This is a genomic window from Pseudomonas sp. B19125, from assembly GCF_044218855.1.
In the GTDB taxonomy this organism is placed as follows: Bacteria; Pseudomonadota; Gammaproteobacteria; order Pseudomonadales; family Pseudomonadaceae; genus Aquipseudomonas; species Aquipseudomonas edaphica.
The window spans coordinates 1,649,005-1,664,624 of the sequence record NZ_CP162589.1 but is presented as its reverse complement, the minus strand read 5'-3'; the positions used below and the strand labels follow the sequence as shown (position 1 = coordinate 1,664,624).

The following is a 15,620-nucleotide window of genomic DNA, read 5'->3' as shown; positions in this document are numbered from 1 at the left end:
TGACCCTCAGCGAGGCAAATCCCAGGCAAAAAGAAACCCCGAAGAGTGGGGAGACACTTCGGGGTTAAACGTGGCCTACAAAGACCAGTACAACAAGCCACAAACACCGGAGCACAATGTTTGCTCTTGCCGTTAAAAAATCTGACCGGGCATGGCGTAGGAAGTTTCGCCAATTAAACAATTCTTCATGCGATCACGCTGCCGCGAGTCTGTGCGGCGTTGCGCAAGGCGGCAATAACCGAGGGTTCCAGGCGCCCTTCGGCGATTTTAAGGTCGCGCAGCAGGCAATCGACCACATCCACCAGCACGCGCTTATCGGTCAATTGCGCGCGATCGACTTCCCGCTCGACGACAATAGCGCCAGCCGGGTTCTTCACGGTCACCAGGCACTCGCCCTGCACACCCGAGGTGGTCAACGTAACCTGATAAGGGCTCAGTGCTTCTTCGAGCAATAGGCTGATACTTTCCATCTCGATCACCACTCAATCATTCGAATAAAGTTCGAAAAACAAAAATGTCACCAAGGTGCTGACATTCAAGTGACCCGTGCCCGCAGCAGAAAGTTCGACCTTTTGTATCGTCGTCTGCCCGAGTCAACCGAGCATGCACGGCAAAGATGACAGAGAGAAAACAACCTCCAACAGGCTAGAATCCCTGGATTATCCTGGGAGCCTGCCGTGAAAGCCGCGTCTGAAGCGCCACTGCGCATCGTCCTCGCCGACGACCACCCGATTTTTCTGATTGGTTTGCGCGCCGTGTTGGAGCGTGACGAACGGGTACGCATCGTCGCCGAGGCCAATTCGCCCCAAGCCCTGATTGAACAGCTGAACACCTGTGCCTGTGATGTGCTGGTGACCGATTTCATGATGCCCGCCGAGCCTCAGGCCGACGGGCTGCGCCTGATAGAACAGTTGCGTCGGTACCATCCCGAGCTGCCGATTGTGGTGGTGACCATGCTCAATAACGCCGGCTTGTTTCATTCCATTCTGAAACTGGGGGTCATGGGCTTGCTGAGCAAGGCCAGCTTGGCCGATGAGCTGCCGCAAGCAATTCACCACGTGCGGCAAGGGCGTCCTTATGTGGCCCACGCCATTCGCCAGGCACTGAGCCTTGCCGGCGAAGTCGGCACCGACCACCTGCAGTCGCAGCAACAGCTGTCACCTCGGGAACTGGAGGTGATCCGCCTGTTGGCTGCCGGGTTGGCGGTGGGCGAGATCGCCGCGCAACTGCATCGCAGCAAGCAGACGGTCAGCGCGCACAAGGTCAGCGCCATGCGCAAGCTGGGCCTGGGCAACGATGCCGCGCTGTTTATCTATGTGCAGGAACACGGACTGGCATAGCCTGAAACGCGATCCATTGCTTGAGCGCCTCGACCTCCATTGGCCGCGCGATAAAACAGCCTTGCAACCAGGCCGCGCCCAATTCTCCGACGGCATGGTAATCGGCGGCGCTTTCCACCCCGGTCACCACCACGCCAATGCCCAAGTGCGCAGCCATGCTCATGGCACCCGCCACCACGGCAGCCTTGCGATCATCCTCGGCCATGCCACTAGCAAACACCGGAGGGATCTTCAGCTCAGTGAAGGGCAACGCCAGCAGGCTCTGCAGGCTGGTGCCACCGACGCCGAAATCACCAATGGACAACTTGCACCCCATCATCCGCAAGCGCAGCAGCCCGGTGAGGTGGGCACTGTCGGTTTTTAACCGTGAGGTCTCCACCAACTCCAGGGTCAGCCCATGGGCCGGCACGCCGTGCAGTTGCAGCAGGCCTTGCAGTACTTGGGGAAAGTGCGGTCGCTCCAGCATGCGCCCGGGAATATTCACCGCTACAGGCAGCAGTTGCCCGGTCTGGCCCATGACCTGGCCAGCCAGGCCCAGTGCCTGCTCCAGTACGTGCCAAGTGAAGGCCTCTTCCATGCCGGCAAACTCCAGCACCGGCAAAAAGTCGTCAGGCAACAGCAGCTCATTTTCATTAGATTGCCAACGGGCCAGGGCCTCGACCCGTTGCAGCACGCCGGCCTGGCTGACGATAGGCTGATACCAAACCCGGCCACAGCGCGCGATGCTGGCCTGGCTTGTGTCCGCCGAGGGTGGCAACGGCTCGCGCTCGCTCAGGTCGAGCAGATGACGCACCCGCGCCCATGAGGTCACCGGCGGCCCCGCACGCAAGCGCGCCTGGCAGTCCATCAACACTTGCCCGACCAGCTTGGCCGACGCGGGCTTGGGCAAGCACGCCAGCACATTCAGCCCCTGTTGCCGCGCCATATTGGCCACGCCTTCGAGCACGTCCGGTTCGGCATTGCTGAGCAGGATCAGCACCTGGGCCAGGCTGCGCTCGGCCAGTTCGCGGATCAACTCCAGGCCATCGCCCTGCTCCAGGTACAGATCGCAAATAGCAATGTCCACCGGGCCGGCACTGTCCAGTGACTGGCGCGCGGCGTCGACCGTTTCGGCGGTGAGTACGTTGAACACGCCGTTGGCATTGAGCATCTGGTGCAGCGCCATCAGTTGAAACGGGTTGTCTTCAAGGATCAGCACTTTGAGGGAACGCATGGGCAACTCTGTCGGCAGCGGGCAAAGACCGGCACAGTAACCAAAAGCTGCAGGGCGCCCCATAGGACGTGTCCTAAACGTTATGCCGTTCAAGGTCTTTGGGCTGACGCAGTCAAGTAAGGCAATTGAGAAATGGAACCGGCAAAAGGCAACCTGTGGCGAGCAGGCTTGCCCTGCGTTGGGTGGTGAAGCCGCCCCCATTCAGGCTATCCGGTGCGTCAGTCGTAGCGGGCTGGGGCTGCTGCGCAGCCCAACGCAGGGCAAGCCTGCTCGCCACAGTGAAAGGGTTCGTCCTCGAATGAAGGGGATTAGCCAAACAGCTGAAAGCCATGACCCTAAATACGAGCGTCCAGGTAAGGTTGCAGGTCGCGACGGAACACCATCAACGCCTGGGACAACCTTGACCACGGCGCCTCAAGTTCGCTGCCGCGCGCCTCACGTGCGCAGCTCTCCAGGGCCATGCACGCCTTGGCCAGCGGCAGCGCATCGACCAGAGAGCAAATGCCCTTGAGCCGATGCAACGCAGCATTCAAGCGCGCCATGTCTTGCTCGACCAAGGCCATCTCCATCACTTCATGCTCACGGTCCAGGCTCCTGGCCAACTCTTGCAGCATGCTGTGCAGCACCGGCCCTTCAGCCTGGGTCATGGTGCGCAGGGTCTGGATATCAAAAGAGCGTGGCGCCGCCCGTTCTGCCAGCACCTGAGCCCAGCGCTGCAACGTGATCGGCTTGACCAACAGCTCATCCATGCCGACTTCGTTGCCACGCTGTTGTTCATCCTGCATGGCATTCGCGGTGCAACCGATCACTGCGCAACGCGGTAACTGCTCAGTGGCTTCAATCCATCGGATCGCCTGGCTCAGCTCATAGCCGGACATGCCCGGCATCTGGCAATCGGTGACCAGCACGTCAAAGCGTTGCTGCGACCATGCCTGCAACGCGCCCTGCGCTGAATCGACGGCAACCACTTGATGGCCGAGGAACTCCAACTGCTGCACCAGTACCAGACGGTTGGCCGCCAGATCATCGACCACCAGCACCGACAGGCTGCGACCGGCAGGCGGCAATGAAGCACCGACGGGGGCCGGTACGTCGTCAGTGCTGATCCGCGCCAGGTGCAGGTCGATGCACACCACCGTACCTGCGCCCACGACACTGTTGAGGTGAATGCTACCGCCCATCAACTCCACCAACTGCTGGCAGATACTCAAACCCAGGCCGGTGCCGCCATGCTCGGCCGCGGTCGAAGCGCTCATCTGCACAAACGGCTTGAACATCCTCGCTTGCTGATCGGCCCCAATCCCCGGACCGCTGTCTTCCACGCACAGGTGCAGGTATTCGGCGCCGGCCTCATCGTGCCGGCAATCGACACTGATACGCACCCCGCCGTGCTGAGTAAACTTGAGCGCATTGCCCAAAAGGTTGTGCATCACTTGGCGCAAGCGCAGCGGGTCGAACCAGTAATAACCCTGGGCTGCCGGGTCAAACGCCAGGGTCAGGTGCAGGCCTTTTTTTTGCGCCGTGGCCTCGAACAAGCGCTGGATACCTTCGAAAAAGCCCTTCAGCTCAGTCGATTGCGGTGCCAGTTGCATATGGCCCGACTCAATCTTGGCAAGGTCCAGGCTGTCGCCCATCAACGCAATCAGCTCACGTGCCGAGCGATGGGCTACCTGCAAGGCGTCGGACACAGGCTGGCCGGCTGCCAGGCAGCGTTCCTGCTCCAGTTCGAGCAAGCCGATGATGGCGTTCATCGGTGTACGAATCTCGTGGCTCAGGGTTGAGAGAAACGCACTTTTGGCGTAGTTCGCTTCGTCGGCGGCCTGACGCGCGTCCATTAATTGATGCTCCAGGACTTTGCGCTCGTTGATGTCGATCCAGCCACCCAGCAACCCCTGCAAACGGTTCTCGGCGTCAAAGAACGGCACAGTCCATTGGTACACGTGAACGCTGCCGCCGTTGAGTTCCAGCTCCCGGTCGACAAACAGTGGTTGTTGCGTGGCCAGTTGCACCATATGGCCTGCATGCAGGCGCGCGGCGGTGAGTTCGGGCATCACCGCGCTTTCCATCAAGGTCAGGCCCTGGATCTTTTCAAGGCGAGTTGCCAATTGCTGTTCATAACTTTTGTTGCAGGTCACCAGGCGCCCGGCCAGGTCGCGCACGAATAGCGGGTTGGGCATGCCGTCGAGCAAGGCGCGCTTGAAGGCCAATTGGTCATTGAGCCGACGTTCAGCCTCCAGCCGCTGGTGGATCTGGCGCTTGAGCCGGCTGTTCCACACCAGCGACACCAGCACAAACAGGATCGCCATGGCCACCGTCCAGTAAGCCCAGGCAGGGACACGCTGCCAGGCCGGCACCGGAATCGCCACCGCGCCGATCCAGCGCAGGCGCAAGGCGCTCAGCTCGGCGACCGACAAGGCTTCCAGCGCCTTGTTCAGAATGCTCAACAGTTCAGGCTGGTCCTTGCGCACCGACAGGCTGTTGGCCGACCACTTGCCATCGACGCTGCGGCCAATGCGCAGGCCATCCTGTGGGTAACTCTGCACTTCCACTTCTGTTTGCAGCGTGGCAGCCGCTTCGCCGCGTCTTACCCAGTCACGGGCCTGGGTGTAATCAGTGACCAAGCGCAGGTTGATCTGCGGGTACGCCTGGCGAATGTAGGGCTCAAGTACATGCCGTGCCGGCAGCACCAGCACCTTGCCGGCCAACTGATCCAGGCCGGTCAGCGGCGCCGCATCAGCAGGCTCGACAAACACCCAGCCAGAGCCACCGAAACTGTGGCTGAAGTTGAGCAGCGCCTGGCGCTCCTGATTCTCGGCCAAGGTGGTGTTCATGTCCGCCCTGCCCGTTTCCAGCCAGCTCAGGGTTTGCGCAGTGGAATGCGCCTCCTCGAAGACAAACTGTAAACCGGTCATGCGCGAAATCCGGTTGAGCAGGTCAACGTTCAAGCCCACCCAGCGGTCGTCCTTGTCCCTGAACACGTAAGGCGACATTTGCTGGGCCGCCACCACCACATGCGGGTGCTGCAACACCCACGCCCGCTCCGAGGCCGACAGCGCAATGCGCTCAACACCAAAACCGACACCCAGTCCGGTGGTCCAGCGCGCGAGAATTTCGCGCTGCACCGACTCATCGATGCTCGCCAGCGCGCTGTCCATCATGGCACCGAGCAACGGGTCGGCCTGGCGAGTGGCAAACGCGAAGCCGATCGGGGGCAAGCGACTTTCTTCTTTGATCTGCAACCTCAGGTAAGGCCGCAGCGACTTGTAGGCGCGCACGATGACTTCGTTGCCGATAAACGCATCGGCGTCGCCCTGATTGAGCGCCTCCAGCCCACTGTAGAGGTTGGGCGCAAGCATGATGTGGCTGCCGGGGTAGGCGGCATGCACGTTCTTGACGTTGGCATAGCCATCGAGCAACACCAGCTTCTTGCCCGTCAGATCGTCGCCCTGGCTATCGTCGCGACACAGTACTACTACCGACCGGTCGGGCATGTAGTCGCGGGTAAACTGCAAACCGGGTACATCACGCTCATAGCCATTGGCGCTGGTGAGAATGTCAATGGCACCGTTGCGCAACGCCTCGACCGCCTGGGCGCGTTCGGCAAAACCGAGCACCTGCATCGACACACCCAGGCGCGCACCGACCAGGCTCAGGTAATCGGCACTGATGCCCTGGTAGCGATTGCGGTCGCGGGTGATATCAATCGGCTGATAGTCATCAATGGAAATCCCCACCTTCAAGGTCCGATGGGCTGCCAGCCACTGCTGCTGCGCCGGCGCCAGCGGCAACGGCTCCAGCGGGATAAACGCCGGCACCAGTTTGAAAGGCAGGCTGACGGCGGCCAGGCCCACTGGCACTTGGCCAAGCAAGAGCACACACGCCAAACGCACCGTCCATTGGATTACTGCATGCACCGATTGGGTTTCCTTGAGTGTTCGGGTTAAGCGCCTGCGCAAGTATGGCCCGCCAGAATGAAAAAGCCCGTCACGAAGACGGGCTTGATCTGCCGCGCAGCCACTGATGAATCAGAGTGGCTTGCCGCGATTGCCATGCTGGCTGACAAACGCCTGCACAGCTTTCAGGTCATTGGCCAGCACGGTGCAGCGCTCTTCGCGCTCGAACAGGTCAGCCAGGTGCTGCGGTAACTCCAGCGCCTTGCCAACGCCGGCCTTCTCCACCGCTTCCGGGAATTTTACCGGGTGGGCGGTGCCCAGAATCACCATCGGGATGTCCAGGCTGCGACGGCATTCGCGTGCGGCCTTCACACCGATAGCGGTGTGCGGGTCGAGCAGCTCGCCGGTCTGCGCATAGACTTCGGCGATGGTTTCGCAGGTTTGCGCATCGTCCACGGCCAGGGAGTCGAACAGCTTGCGGGTTTCGGTCCAGCGCTCTTCGTCAACGCTGAAACCGCCACCGCTTTTGAAGGTGTCCATCAAGCCGGCAATGGCTGCGCCGTTGCGACCATGCATGTCGAACAGCAGGCGTTCGAAGTTCGACGAGACCATGATGTCCATCGATGGCGACAGCGTGGCGTGCAGGGTTTCCTTGACGTACTGGTTGCCGCTCATGAAGCGGTGCAGGATGTCGTTGCGGTTGGTGGCGACGATCAACTGGTTGATCGGCAGGCCCATGTTGCGCGCCAGGTAACCGGCGAAGATGTCGCCAAAGTTGCCGGTCGGCACCGAGAACGACACCGAACGCGCCGGGCCGCCCAACTGCAGGGAGGCGTGGAAGTAGTAGACGATCTGGGCCATGATCCGCGCCCAGTTGATCGAGTTCACCGCCACCAAACGCGTACCTTTGAGGAAGCTCTGGTCAGCGAAGCTGTTCTTGACCATTTCCTGGCAGTCATCGAAGTTGCCTTCGATGGCGATGTTGTGGATGTTCTCACCGAAGATGGTGGTCATCTGGCGACGCTGCACCTCCGACACGCGCTTGTGCGGGTGCAGGATGAAGATGTCGACGTTCTCGCAGTGCTTGCAACCTTCGATGGCCGCCGAGCCGGTATCACCGGAAGTGGCACCGATGATCACCACGCGCTCGCCGCGCTTTTGCAGCACGTAATCGAGCAGGCGACCGAGCAGTTGCAGGGCGAAGTCCTTGAACGCCAGGGTCGGGCCGTGGAACAGCTCCAGTACCCACTCATTGCCGTTCAGTTGACGCAGGGGTGCGATGGCGTTGTGGGAAAACACGCCATACGTTTCTTCCAGAATCTTTTTGAAATCCGCATCGGGGATGCTGCCGGTAACAAACGGGCGCATCACCCGGAACGCCAGTTCGTGGTACGGCAGGCCGGCCCACGAGGCGATCTCTTCCTGAGTGAAACGTGGCAGGTTTTCCGGCACGTACAGGCCGCCGTCAGTGGCAAGGCCGGCGAGCAAAACGTCTTCGAAGTTCAGGGCCGGTGCCTGGCCGCGGGTGCTGATATAACGCATGACTGGCTCCTCTAGAGCATTCTGAACAAGGGCCGCCGAACGTGTGGGGCCCTTGCCGCTAAACGATTAGTTCAGGTGTTCAACACGGATGCGCACCACCGGCCCAACCACGCCCTGCAACGCTTCAAGCGCGGCAATGGCATCGTTGATGTGCTGCTCGAGCACGCGGTGGGTCAGCAGGATCATCGGCACCAGGCCGTCTTGTTCCTCGACTTCCTTCTGCATGATCGACTCGATGTTGATGCCGCGCTCCGAGAGGATGCTGGCCACTTGGGCCAACACGCCTGGATGGTCCTTGGCCTGGATACGCAGGTAGTAAGCGCTTTCGCAGGCTTCGATCGGCAGGATCGGGTGGGCCGACAGCGAATCCGGCTGGAAGGCCAGGTGCGGCACGCGGTTTTCCGGGTCGCTGGTCATGGCGCGAACCACGTCAACCAGGTCGGCGATCACCGACGAAGCGGTCGGCTCCATGCCGGCGCCCGCGCCGTAGAACAGGGTGGAGCCGGCGGCGTCACCGTTGACCATCACGGCGTTCATCACGCCATTGACGTTAGCGATCAGGCGGTCAGCCGGGATCAGCGTCGGGTGTACACGCAACTCGATACCAGCCGGGGTGCTGCGCGCCACACCAAGGTGCTTGATGCGGTAGCCCAGGGCTTCGGCGTAGTTCACGTCGGCAGTGGTCAGCTTAGTGATGCCTTCGGTGTAGGCCTTGTCGAACTGCAGCGGGATACCAAAGGCGATGGACGCCAAAATGGTCAGCTTGTGCGCCGCGTCGATGCCTTCTACGTCGAAGGTCGGGTCGGCTTCGGCGTAACCCAAGGCTTGAGCTTCGGCCAGCACGTCTTCGAAGGTGCGGCCCTTCTCGCGCATTTCGGTGAGGATGAAGTTACCGGTGCCGTTGATGATACCGGCCACCCAGTTGATACGGTTGGCAGACAGGCCTTCACGGATCGCCTTGATCACCGGGATGCCACCGGCCACGGCGGCTTCGAACGCGACAATCACACCCTTTTCACGCGCCTTGGCGAAGATCTCGTTGCCGTGTACGGCGATCAGCGCCTTGTTGGCGGTGACCACGTGCTTGCCGTTTTCGATGGCCAGCAGCACCAGCTCGCGGGCCACGGTATAACCGCCAACCAGCTCGATGACGATATCGATTTCAGGGTTGGTGGCCACGGCGAAGACATCGTTGGTAATCGCAATACCGGTCGTTTGGAACTGAGGCTTTGGCGTACGCGTGGCAATTTGCGCCACTTCAATCCCACGCCCTGCACGGCGGGAAATTTCTTCAGCATTACGCTGAAGTACGTTCAAGGTGCCGCCACCGACGGTCCCTAACCCACAGATGCCTACTTTGACCGGTTTCACTGAAGAACTCCCCATGAAACGGCCGACTCAAGGTCGGCCGTGGTAAACAGCCGCACAACTGCGGCTCTCAATTAATGCCCCGTCGACTGTTCGACGGGGCATGATCGTCAAAGGCTCGACGATGACTGCTTACTTCGCACCCAGTGCCAGTTTGGCAACTTGTGGCGCCGGCTGGTAGCCCGGAATCACTTGGCCGTCAGCCAAAACGATGGCCGGTGTACCGTTCACGCCAATCGACTGGCCGAGGGCGAACTGCTTGGAAACCGGGTTGGCACATTTGGCCGCCTTGATTTCCTTGCCATCGACCATTTTGTCCATGGCCGATTTCTTGTCGGCCGAACACCATACGGCTTGCAGTTGCTCGTCACCCGGCGAACCCAGGCCCTGGCGCGGGAACGCGACGTAGCGCACTTCGATACCGGCCTTGTTCAGCGCAGGCACTTCGGCGTGCAGCTTGTGGCAGTACGGGCACGTGGTGTCGGTGAACACGGTAATGTGGGTCTTGGTCTCGCCAATGGCTGGGTAAACCACGGTCTCAGCCACCGGAATGCCGTTGATCAGCTTGGACACGCCCAGGCGCTCGGCCTTCTCGGTCAGGTTGACCGGCTTGCCGTCTTTAAGCTGGAACAGGTAGCCCTGGACGATGTACTGGCCATCGGCACTGGCGTACAGCACACGGCTGCCCTTGAGCTTGACTTCATACAGGCCGGCCATGGGGCTGGCGCTGATGCTTTCGATCGGGGTGTCGAGCTTCAGGTCCGCCAAACTCTTGCGAATGGTTTGTTCGGCGGCGTCATCGGCGACAACAAAGGTGGAAACCAACGCAATCGCTGCGGCGGCAATAATCTGGGTCAAGCGCATGGGAACTCCTGAAGGCAGATGCAGGGACGGCAGTGGAACACCGCTTGGAAACGCGGGCAGTGGCCGTCCCCTTTGCTAACCGGCAAAGCCTACCACAGTTGGGCGCCAGGGCAGCCCGTGGCGGCATAAATTGGCGGCTTTCAACCGCGTGGGTGGTGCTTGGCGTGCATCTCCTGCAAGCGTGCGCGTGCCACATGGGTGTAGATCTGAGTTGTGGACAAGTCGCTGTGGCCCAGCAGCATTTGCACCACGCGCAAATCCGCGCCGTGGTTGAGCAAATGCGTGGCGAATGCATGGCGCAAGGTATGCGGCGACAGCGCCTTGCCGATCCCGGCGACCTTGGCCTGGTGCTTGATACGGTGCCAGAAGGTCTGGCGAGTCATCTGCTCGCCGCGCAGGCTGGGGAACAGCACATCGCTGGGTCGCCCACCAAGCAGCTCATTGCGGGCGTCACGCATATAGCGCTCCACCCACACAATCGCCTCCTCGCCCATCGGCACCAGCCGCTCCTTGCTGCCTTTGCCCATCACGCGCAACACGCCCTGGCGCAGGTTGACTTGCTCCAGGGTCAGGCTGATCAGCTCGGTCACGCGCAAACCGCAGGCATACAAGACCTCAAGCATGGCGCGGTCGCGCTGGCCGATGGCTTCGCTCAGATCGGGGGCGGCGAGCAAGGCATCGACGTCAGCTTCCGACAAGGATTTAGGCAATGGCCTACCGAGCTGGGGCATGTCGATTTGTAGGGTCGGGTCGACAGCAATCAGCTTTTCCCGCAGCAAATAGCGATAAAACCCACGTACGCCCGAGAGAAATCGCGCCGTGGAACGCGGCTTGTAATTCTGCTCCAGACGCCAGGCCAGGTGATCGAGGATCAACTCACGACCGGCATTGATCAGTTCAAGGTTTTTGTCCTGCAACCAGCCATTGAACAAAGCCAAGTCGCTGCGATAAGCCTGGCGGGTGTTGTCCGACAGGCCTTTTTCCAGCCACAGGGCGTCGAGGAAGCGGTCGATCAGGGGATGGTCAATGGCGGGCATGGGCACTCAAGCAGCGCAGCACAGGGCTTTGCGCAAATTATTTAGTGAACTGTTACAACGGGCACTAGTCTTTCATAGCCCGCTATTTCAAGGAACAGGAAGCTTCAATGAGCGAACAACAGATTCTGCTGGCATTTGGTGGCATTGGCGTGGCCGCGTTGGCCTGCCAATGGCTGGCATGGCGCCTGAAACTTCCCGCCATTCTGTTTCTGCTGGTCAGCGGAATCCTGGCAGGGCCGGTGCTGGGCTGGCTGAACCCTCAGGAAATGTTCGGTCCGTTGCTGATGCCATTGGTATCCCTGGCCGTGGCACTGATCCTGTTTGAAGGCAGCCTCACGCTGCACCTTTCGGAATGGAAGGAGATCGGCAGCGTCGTGCATCGCCTCGTCACGGTCGGCGCCCTGTCGACATGGGCCGTCATTACCCTGGCTACCCACTGGCTGCTGGGTTTTGACTGGATGCTCGCCCTGCTTTTCGGCACTTTGACACTGGTGACCGGGCCTACCGTGATTGTGCCCATGTTACGTGTCGTGCGGCCAAAAGCCTCGATCGCCAATATCTTACGCTGGGAAGGCATTGTCATTGACCCGATTGGTGCGCTGCTCGCCGTGGTGGTCTACAGCTTTATTATCGCTCGCGCGTCAGGCGACGGCTTGAGTCACAGCCTGCTGACCTTTGGCGGCGTGATCCTGTGCGGCAGCCTGTTCGGAGTCGCCGGTGGTTGGGTGTTGGGGCAGATCATGCGCCGGCAATGGCTGCCGGAATACCTGCATAACCTAGCTACGCTGGCTGGCGTTCTGGGAATTTTCATCGCCTCCAACGCGGTGATGCATGAGTCCGGCCTGCTGGCCGTGACGTTGATGGGCATGTGGATGGCCAATATGAAGGGCGTTGACGTACGCCACATCCTGCATTTCAAGGAAAACCTCAGCGTCCTGCTGATTTCCGGGTTATTCATTCTGCTGGCCGCGCGCCTGGACCTGAACGCCCTGATTGCCTTGGGGCCGTTCGTACTGATCCTGTTACTGATCATTCAATTTATTGCACGACCTTTGAACGTCGCGCTTTCGACCTTTGGTTCCGGCCTGAACTGGCGTGAACGTGCCCTGCTGTCCTGGATTGCACCACGCGGGATCGTGGCCGCAGCCGTGTCGGCGATTTTCGCCATTCGCCTGGATGAGGCCGGTCATGAAGGCGCACTGTTATTGGTGCCACTGACATTCGCGGTGATTATCGGCACCGTTGTCCTGCAAAGCGCCACGGCCCGCCCGCTGGCACGCCTGCTGAAAGTCGCCGAGCCTGCGCCCAGCGGCTTCCTGATCGTCGGCGCGAACGGCCCGGCGCGCATCCTGGGCAAAGCCTTGCAACAACTGGGCAGCCGAGTGCTGCTGACCGACTCCAGCTGGGAAAACATCCGCGCCAGCCGAATGGAAGGGCTACCCACTTACTTCGGCAACCCGGCATCACAGCATGCCGAATCGCATCTGGATCTGGTCGGCCTCGGGCATTTGCTGGCGCTCTCACCTTCGGGCGAACTGAACACTTTGGCCGCCATGCGCTTTCGCCACGATTTTGGGCATCGTCTGTTCGCCCTGGCCAGCAGCCAGGAAAGCCGTCGCACCGATAAGCACCGGGCCAGCCACGAGCACCGTGGCCATTTGCTGGGCAGCCAACCCCTGAGCTACACCAAACTTGCGAGCCTGCTGGGCCAAGGTGCAGAGCTGTATAGCACCAACCTGACCGAAGGCTTCAGCTGGGAACAGTACCAGGCGCTGCATGGTGACCGCGCGACGCTGCTGTTTGCCCGCGATACCGCAGGCTGGGTACACGTGGTGACCCCGGACAGCAGCTTGAAACCCGTAGCTGGCTGGACCTTGCTGGCCGTGATTCAACCAGAAAACAACACAGCCGAATAAGTCAGTCGGCAAAACCAGGCAATACCGGCACAGGGCGTTTGTCAGCATCAATCGCGACAAAACTGAACACGCCCTGGATCGCCTTTTCACGGCCATCGGCACTCATGCTCTCGACGAATACTTCAACCTCGACCTTGAGGCTGGTGTTACCCACTTTGATTACGCGGCCGATCAACTCGACGATGGAGCCGGCCGGGATCGCGTGGTTGAAGTCGATACGGTCGGTGGACACGGTCACCAGTGGCAAGCGGCAAAAGCGCGTGGCGGTGATGAACGACACTTCATCCATCCACGCCAGCGCAGTGCCGCCGAACAGGGTGTTGTGGTGGTTGGTGGTCGGCGGGAACACGGCTTTGGTCACGTGGGTGACGGACAGGTCGGTGCGGCGCTGGATTTCTTCGAGGCGGGTGGTCATGGGCAAATACCGGTAAACAGACAAATTTCAGGCACAAAAAAGCAGCCCGTAGGCTGCTTTTTTCTGCATCGGGAAGCTGGACTTAAGCCAGTTTTTCCTTGATGCGAGCTGCTTTACCGGACAGGTCACGCAGGTAGTACAGCTTGGCTTTACGTACGTCACCGCGACGCTTAACGGCCATGCTGTCGATTTGCGGGCTGTAGGTCTGGAAAGTACGCTCTACGCCAACACCGTTGGAGATTTTACGAACAGTGAAAGCACTGTTCACACCACGGTTACGCTTGGCGATTACCACGCCTTCGAACGCTTGCAGACGCGAACGGTCGCCTTCCTTCACTTTCACCTGAACGACAATAGTGTCGCCCGGGGCAAAGGTAGGGATCTCTTTGGTCATCTGCTCTGCTTCGAGTGCAAGGATGATTTTGTTAGTCATGCTGTGCTCCTAAGGTAAGTCAATGGACCTACCATCGATACGTTGTTAACTATCGTCCCGCGCGAGGATGTATTCCTCGAGCAGCTTCTTCTCTTCTCCAGAAAGCGAGCGGCTTTCCAGAAGATCGGCGCGTCGTTCATAGGTCCGACCAAGGGACTGCTGTAAACGCCAACGCCGGATGTGTGCGTGATTGCCACTTAGCAATACGTCGGGAACACGCTGATCCGCATACACCTCCGGTCGGGTGTAGTGCGGGCAATCCAGCAAACCATCCGTGAAGGAATCTTCCTCCGCGGAGTCCGCATGCCCTAAAGCTCCAGGCAGCAGTCGTGTAACCGCATCTATCAGGACCATCGCCGGCAGCTCGCCGCCAGACAGGACATAGTCCCCAATCGACCACTCTTCATCGACATGCGCTTCAATAAAACGCTCGTCAATGCCTTCATAGCGACCGGCAATCAGGATTAAGGCCTCCTCATTCGCCAGTTCGCGCACGCCAGCCTGTTTCAGCTGACGGCCTTGAGGGGACAGGTAAATTACCTTCGCCTTCTCCCCGGCTGCTGCCTTGGCCTCGACCAACGCATCTTCCAGGGGCTTGATCTTCATCACCATGCCCGGGCCACCGCCAAATGGGCGATCGTCCACAGTGTGATGTCGATCTGTCGTGTAGTCTCGCGGGTTCCAACAGGTGAGCTGCAACAGCCCCTGTTTCACCGCCCGACTGGTGATGCCGTACTCGCTGATGGCGGAAAACATCTCGGGAAACAAACTGATCACTTCAATGCGCAAATTAGCCACGCTTAGAAGTCCGCGTCCCATTCCACCTTCATCTCGCCCGCGGCCAGGTCGACGGCCAACACGCATTGCTCGGTATAGGGCAACAGGCGTTCGCGATCATCCAGGCTGCCAGCGCAAGGCTTGACCACCATTACATCATTGGCGCCGGTTTCCAGAAGATGATCGATTTTCCCGAGCAATTGCCCCAGTTGATCAATAACCTTCAGACCTTCCAGCTGGTACCAGTAGTACTCGCCGTCGGTCAATTCAGGGAACAGGTTGCGCGGCACGCAGATCTCATAACCGGCCAGAAGACGAGCTTCTTCACGGTCATCAAGACCCTTGAGCTTTGCGACCAGGAACTTATCGCTCCCGCGTCCACTGACCAGCTCGACCTGTTTCACACTACCTTCGCGCTTGAGCGTCCAGGTTTTGTACTGCAACAGGTTTTCAGTCGGATCAGTAAAGGAATACACCTTCACTTCGCCGCGAACGCCATGAACAGAGTAAATCTTGCCGATAACGATCAAATCATCAGCAACAGCTGGCGTCGCGTTCATATTGCTCAGGCTGCGGCCTTAGCCGAGTCCTTCAACAGTTTTGCAACGCGCTCGGATGGCTGTGCGCCAACGCTCAGCCAGTAGGCTACGCGCTCTTGGTTCACGGACAGACGAACTTCTTGACCACGAGCAACAGGGTTGAAGAAACCAACCTGTTCCTTGTGCGAACCGTCGCGCGGGTTGCGGCTGTCGGTTACGGTCAAGTGGTAAAACGGGCGCTTTTTGGAGCCGCCAAGGGCAAGACGGATTGTTAGCATGTGAA

General features: G+C 59.9%; 14 protein-coding genes. 2 read left to right on the top strand and 12 right to left on the bottom strand.

Annotated features, from left to right (window positions below):
• Positions 1 to 185: 185 nt before the first annotated feature.
• Positions 186 to 470 carry a DUF3509 domain-containing protein gene (locus AB4P96_RS07570; protein WP_026013896.1) on the bottom strand — a complete coding sequence of 95 codons (285 nt, stop codon included), beginning with the start codon at positions 468 to 470 and terminating at the stop codon, positions 186 to 188.
• 207 nt (positions 471 to 677) lie between these two features.
• Here AB4P96_RS07570 and AB4P96_RS07565 point away from each other — a divergent pair, with 207 nt between their 5' ends.
• Positions 678 to 1,340, top strand: coding sequence for a response regulator (locus tag AB4P96_RS07565; protein ID WP_395600645.1), 663 nt, complete (start codon positions 678 to 680; stop codon positions 1,338 to 1,340).
• Here AB4P96_RS07565 and AB4P96_RS07560 read toward each other — a convergent pair.
• From AB4P96_RS07560 to xerD, 6 genes are all read right to left on the bottom strand, one after another.
• Positions 1,309 to 2,553 (bottom strand): EAL domain-containing protein, encoded by a 1,245-nt coding sequence (locus AB4P96_RS07560; RefSeq protein WP_395600644.1) that lies wholly within the window; start codon positions 2,551 to 2,553, stop codon positions 1,309 to 1,311. The two genes, AB4P96_RS07565 and AB4P96_RS07560, sit on opposite strands and share 32 nt — an antisense overlap.
• Before the next feature lie 335 nt (positions 2,554 to 2,888).
• Entirely contained in the window at positions 2,889 to 6,467 is a 3,579-nt protein-coding gene (locus AB4P96_RS07555) for a transporter substrate-binding domain-containing protein (protein WP_395600643.1), read from the bottom strand.
• Between the two features lie 111 nt (positions 6,468 to 6,578).
• A complete protein-coding gene (gene thrC, locus AB4P96_RS07550) occupies positions 6,579 to 7,988 on the bottom strand; it encodes a threonine synthase (RefSeq protein WP_395600642.1) in 1,410 nt (469 codons plus the stop codon).
• Between the two features lie 66 nt (positions 7,989 to 8,054).
• Positions 8,055 to 9,359, bottom strand: coding sequence for a homoserine dehydrogenase (locus tag AB4P96_RS07545; protein WP_017139729.1), 1,305 nt, complete (start codon positions 9,357 to 9,359; stop codon positions 8,055 to 8,057).
• A 129-nt stretch (positions 9,360 to 9,488) separates the two neighbouring features.
• Positions 9,489 to 10,220 carry a thioredoxin fold domain-containing protein gene (locus tag AB4P96_RS07540; RefSeq protein WP_017139728.1) on the bottom strand — a complete coding sequence of 244 codons (732 nt, stop codon included), beginning with the start codon at positions 10,218 to 10,220 and terminating at the stop codon, positions 9,489 to 9,491.
• 140 nt (positions 10,221 to 10,360) lie between these two features.
• Positions 10,361 to 11,257, bottom strand: coding sequence for a site-specific tyrosine recombinase XerD (gene xerD / locus AB4P96_RS07535; protein WP_099549352.1), 897 nt, complete (start codon positions 11,255 to 11,257; stop codon positions 10,361 to 10,363).
• A gap of 107 nt (positions 11,258 to 11,364) precedes the next feature.
• Here xerD and AB4P96_RS07530 point away from each other — a divergent pair, with 107 nt between their 5' ends.
• A complete protein-coding gene (locus AB4P96_RS07530) occupies positions 11,365 to 13,173 on the top strand; it encodes a sodium:proton antiporter (protein ID WP_170039929.1) in 1,809 nt (602 codons plus the stop codon).
• Between the two features lies 1 nt (position 13,174).
• Here AB4P96_RS07530 and AB4P96_RS07525 read toward each other — a convergent pair whose 3' ends face one another.
• The 5 genes from AB4P96_RS07525 to rpsP form a co-directional block, all read right to left on the bottom strand.
• Positions 13,175 to 13,588 carry an acyl-CoA thioesterase gene (locus tag AB4P96_RS07525; protein WP_016977715.1) on the bottom strand — a complete coding sequence of 138 codons (414 nt, stop codon included), beginning with the start codon at positions 13,586 to 13,588 and terminating at the stop codon, positions 13,175 to 13,177.
• A gap of 82 nt (positions 13,589 to 13,670) precedes the next feature.
• On the bottom strand, positions 13,671 to 14,021 hold the full coding sequence (gene rplS / locus AB4P96_RS07520; RefSeq protein WP_003175895.1) for a 50S ribosomal protein L19: 351 nt from the start codon (positions 14,019 to 14,021) through the stop codon (positions 13,671 to 13,673).
• Between the two features lie 45 nt (positions 14,022 to 14,066).
• A complete protein-coding gene (trmD, locus tag AB4P96_RS07515) occupies positions 14,067 to 14,840 on the bottom strand; it encodes a tRNA (guanosine(37)-N1)-methyltransferase TrmD (protein WP_170875847.1) in 774 nt (257 codons plus the stop codon).
• Positions 14,822 to 15,358, bottom strand: coding sequence for a ribosome maturation factor RimM (rimM, locus tag AB4P96_RS07510; protein ID WP_003175898.1), 537 nt, complete (start codon positions 15,356 to 15,358; stop codon positions 14,822 to 14,824). Before rimM ends, trmD begins: the two co-directional genes overlap by 19 nt.
• 5 nt (positions 15,359 to 15,363) lie before the next feature.
• On the bottom strand, positions 15,364 to 15,615 hold the full coding sequence (gene rpsP / locus AB4P96_RS07505; protein ID WP_003175899.1) for a 30S ribosomal protein S16: 252 nt from the start codon (positions 15,613 to 15,615) through the stop codon (positions 15,364 to 15,366).
• Positions 15,616 to 15,620 lie beyond the last annotated feature (5 nt).

Excerpts from the sequence above, each read along its gene's own strand:
- AB4P96_RS07570 (WP_026013896.1), bottom strand. The coding sequence starts at position 470 with ATGGAAAGTATCAGCCTATTGCTCGAAGAAGCACTGAGCCCTTATCAG.
- AB4P96_RS07560 (WP_395600644.1), bottom strand. The coding sequence starts at position 2,553 with ATGCGTTCCCTCAAAGTGCTGATCCTTGAAGACAACCCGTTTCAACTG.
- thrC (WP_395600642.1), bottom strand. The coding sequence starts at position 7,988 with ATGCGTTATATCAGCACCCGCGGCCAGGCACCGGCCCTGAACTTCGAA.
- AB4P96_RS07540 (WP_017139728.1), bottom strand. The coding sequence starts at position 10,220 with ATGCGCTTGACCCAGATTATTGCCGCCGCAGCGATTGCGTTGGTTTCC.
- xerD (WP_099549352.1), bottom strand. The coding sequence starts at position 11,257 with ATGCCCGCCATTGACCATCCCCTGATCGACCGCTTCCTCGACGCCCTG.
- AB4P96_RS07530 (WP_170039929.1), top strand. The coding sequence starts at position 11,365 with ATGAGCGAACAACAGATTCTGCTGGCATTTGGTGGCATTGGCGTGGCC.
- AB4P96_RS07525 (WP_016977715.1), bottom strand. The coding sequence starts at position 13,588 with ATGACCACCCGCCTCGAAGAAATCCAGCGCCGCACCGACCTGTCCGTC.
- rplS (WP_003175895.1), bottom strand. The coding sequence starts at position 14,021 with ATGACTAACAAAATCATCCTTGCACTCGAAGCAGAGCAGATGACCAAA.
- trmD (WP_170875847.1), bottom strand. The coding sequence starts at position 14,840 with ATGGGACGCGGACTTCTAAGCGTGGCTAATTTGCGCATTGAAGTGATC.
- rimM (WP_003175898.1), bottom strand. The coding sequence starts at position 15,358 with ATGAACGCGACGCCAGCTGTTGCTGATGATTTGATCGTTATCGGCAAG.
- rpsP (WP_003175899.1), bottom strand. The coding sequence starts at position 15,615 with ATGCTAACAATCCGTCTTGCCCTTGGCGGCTCCAAAAAGCGCCCGTTT.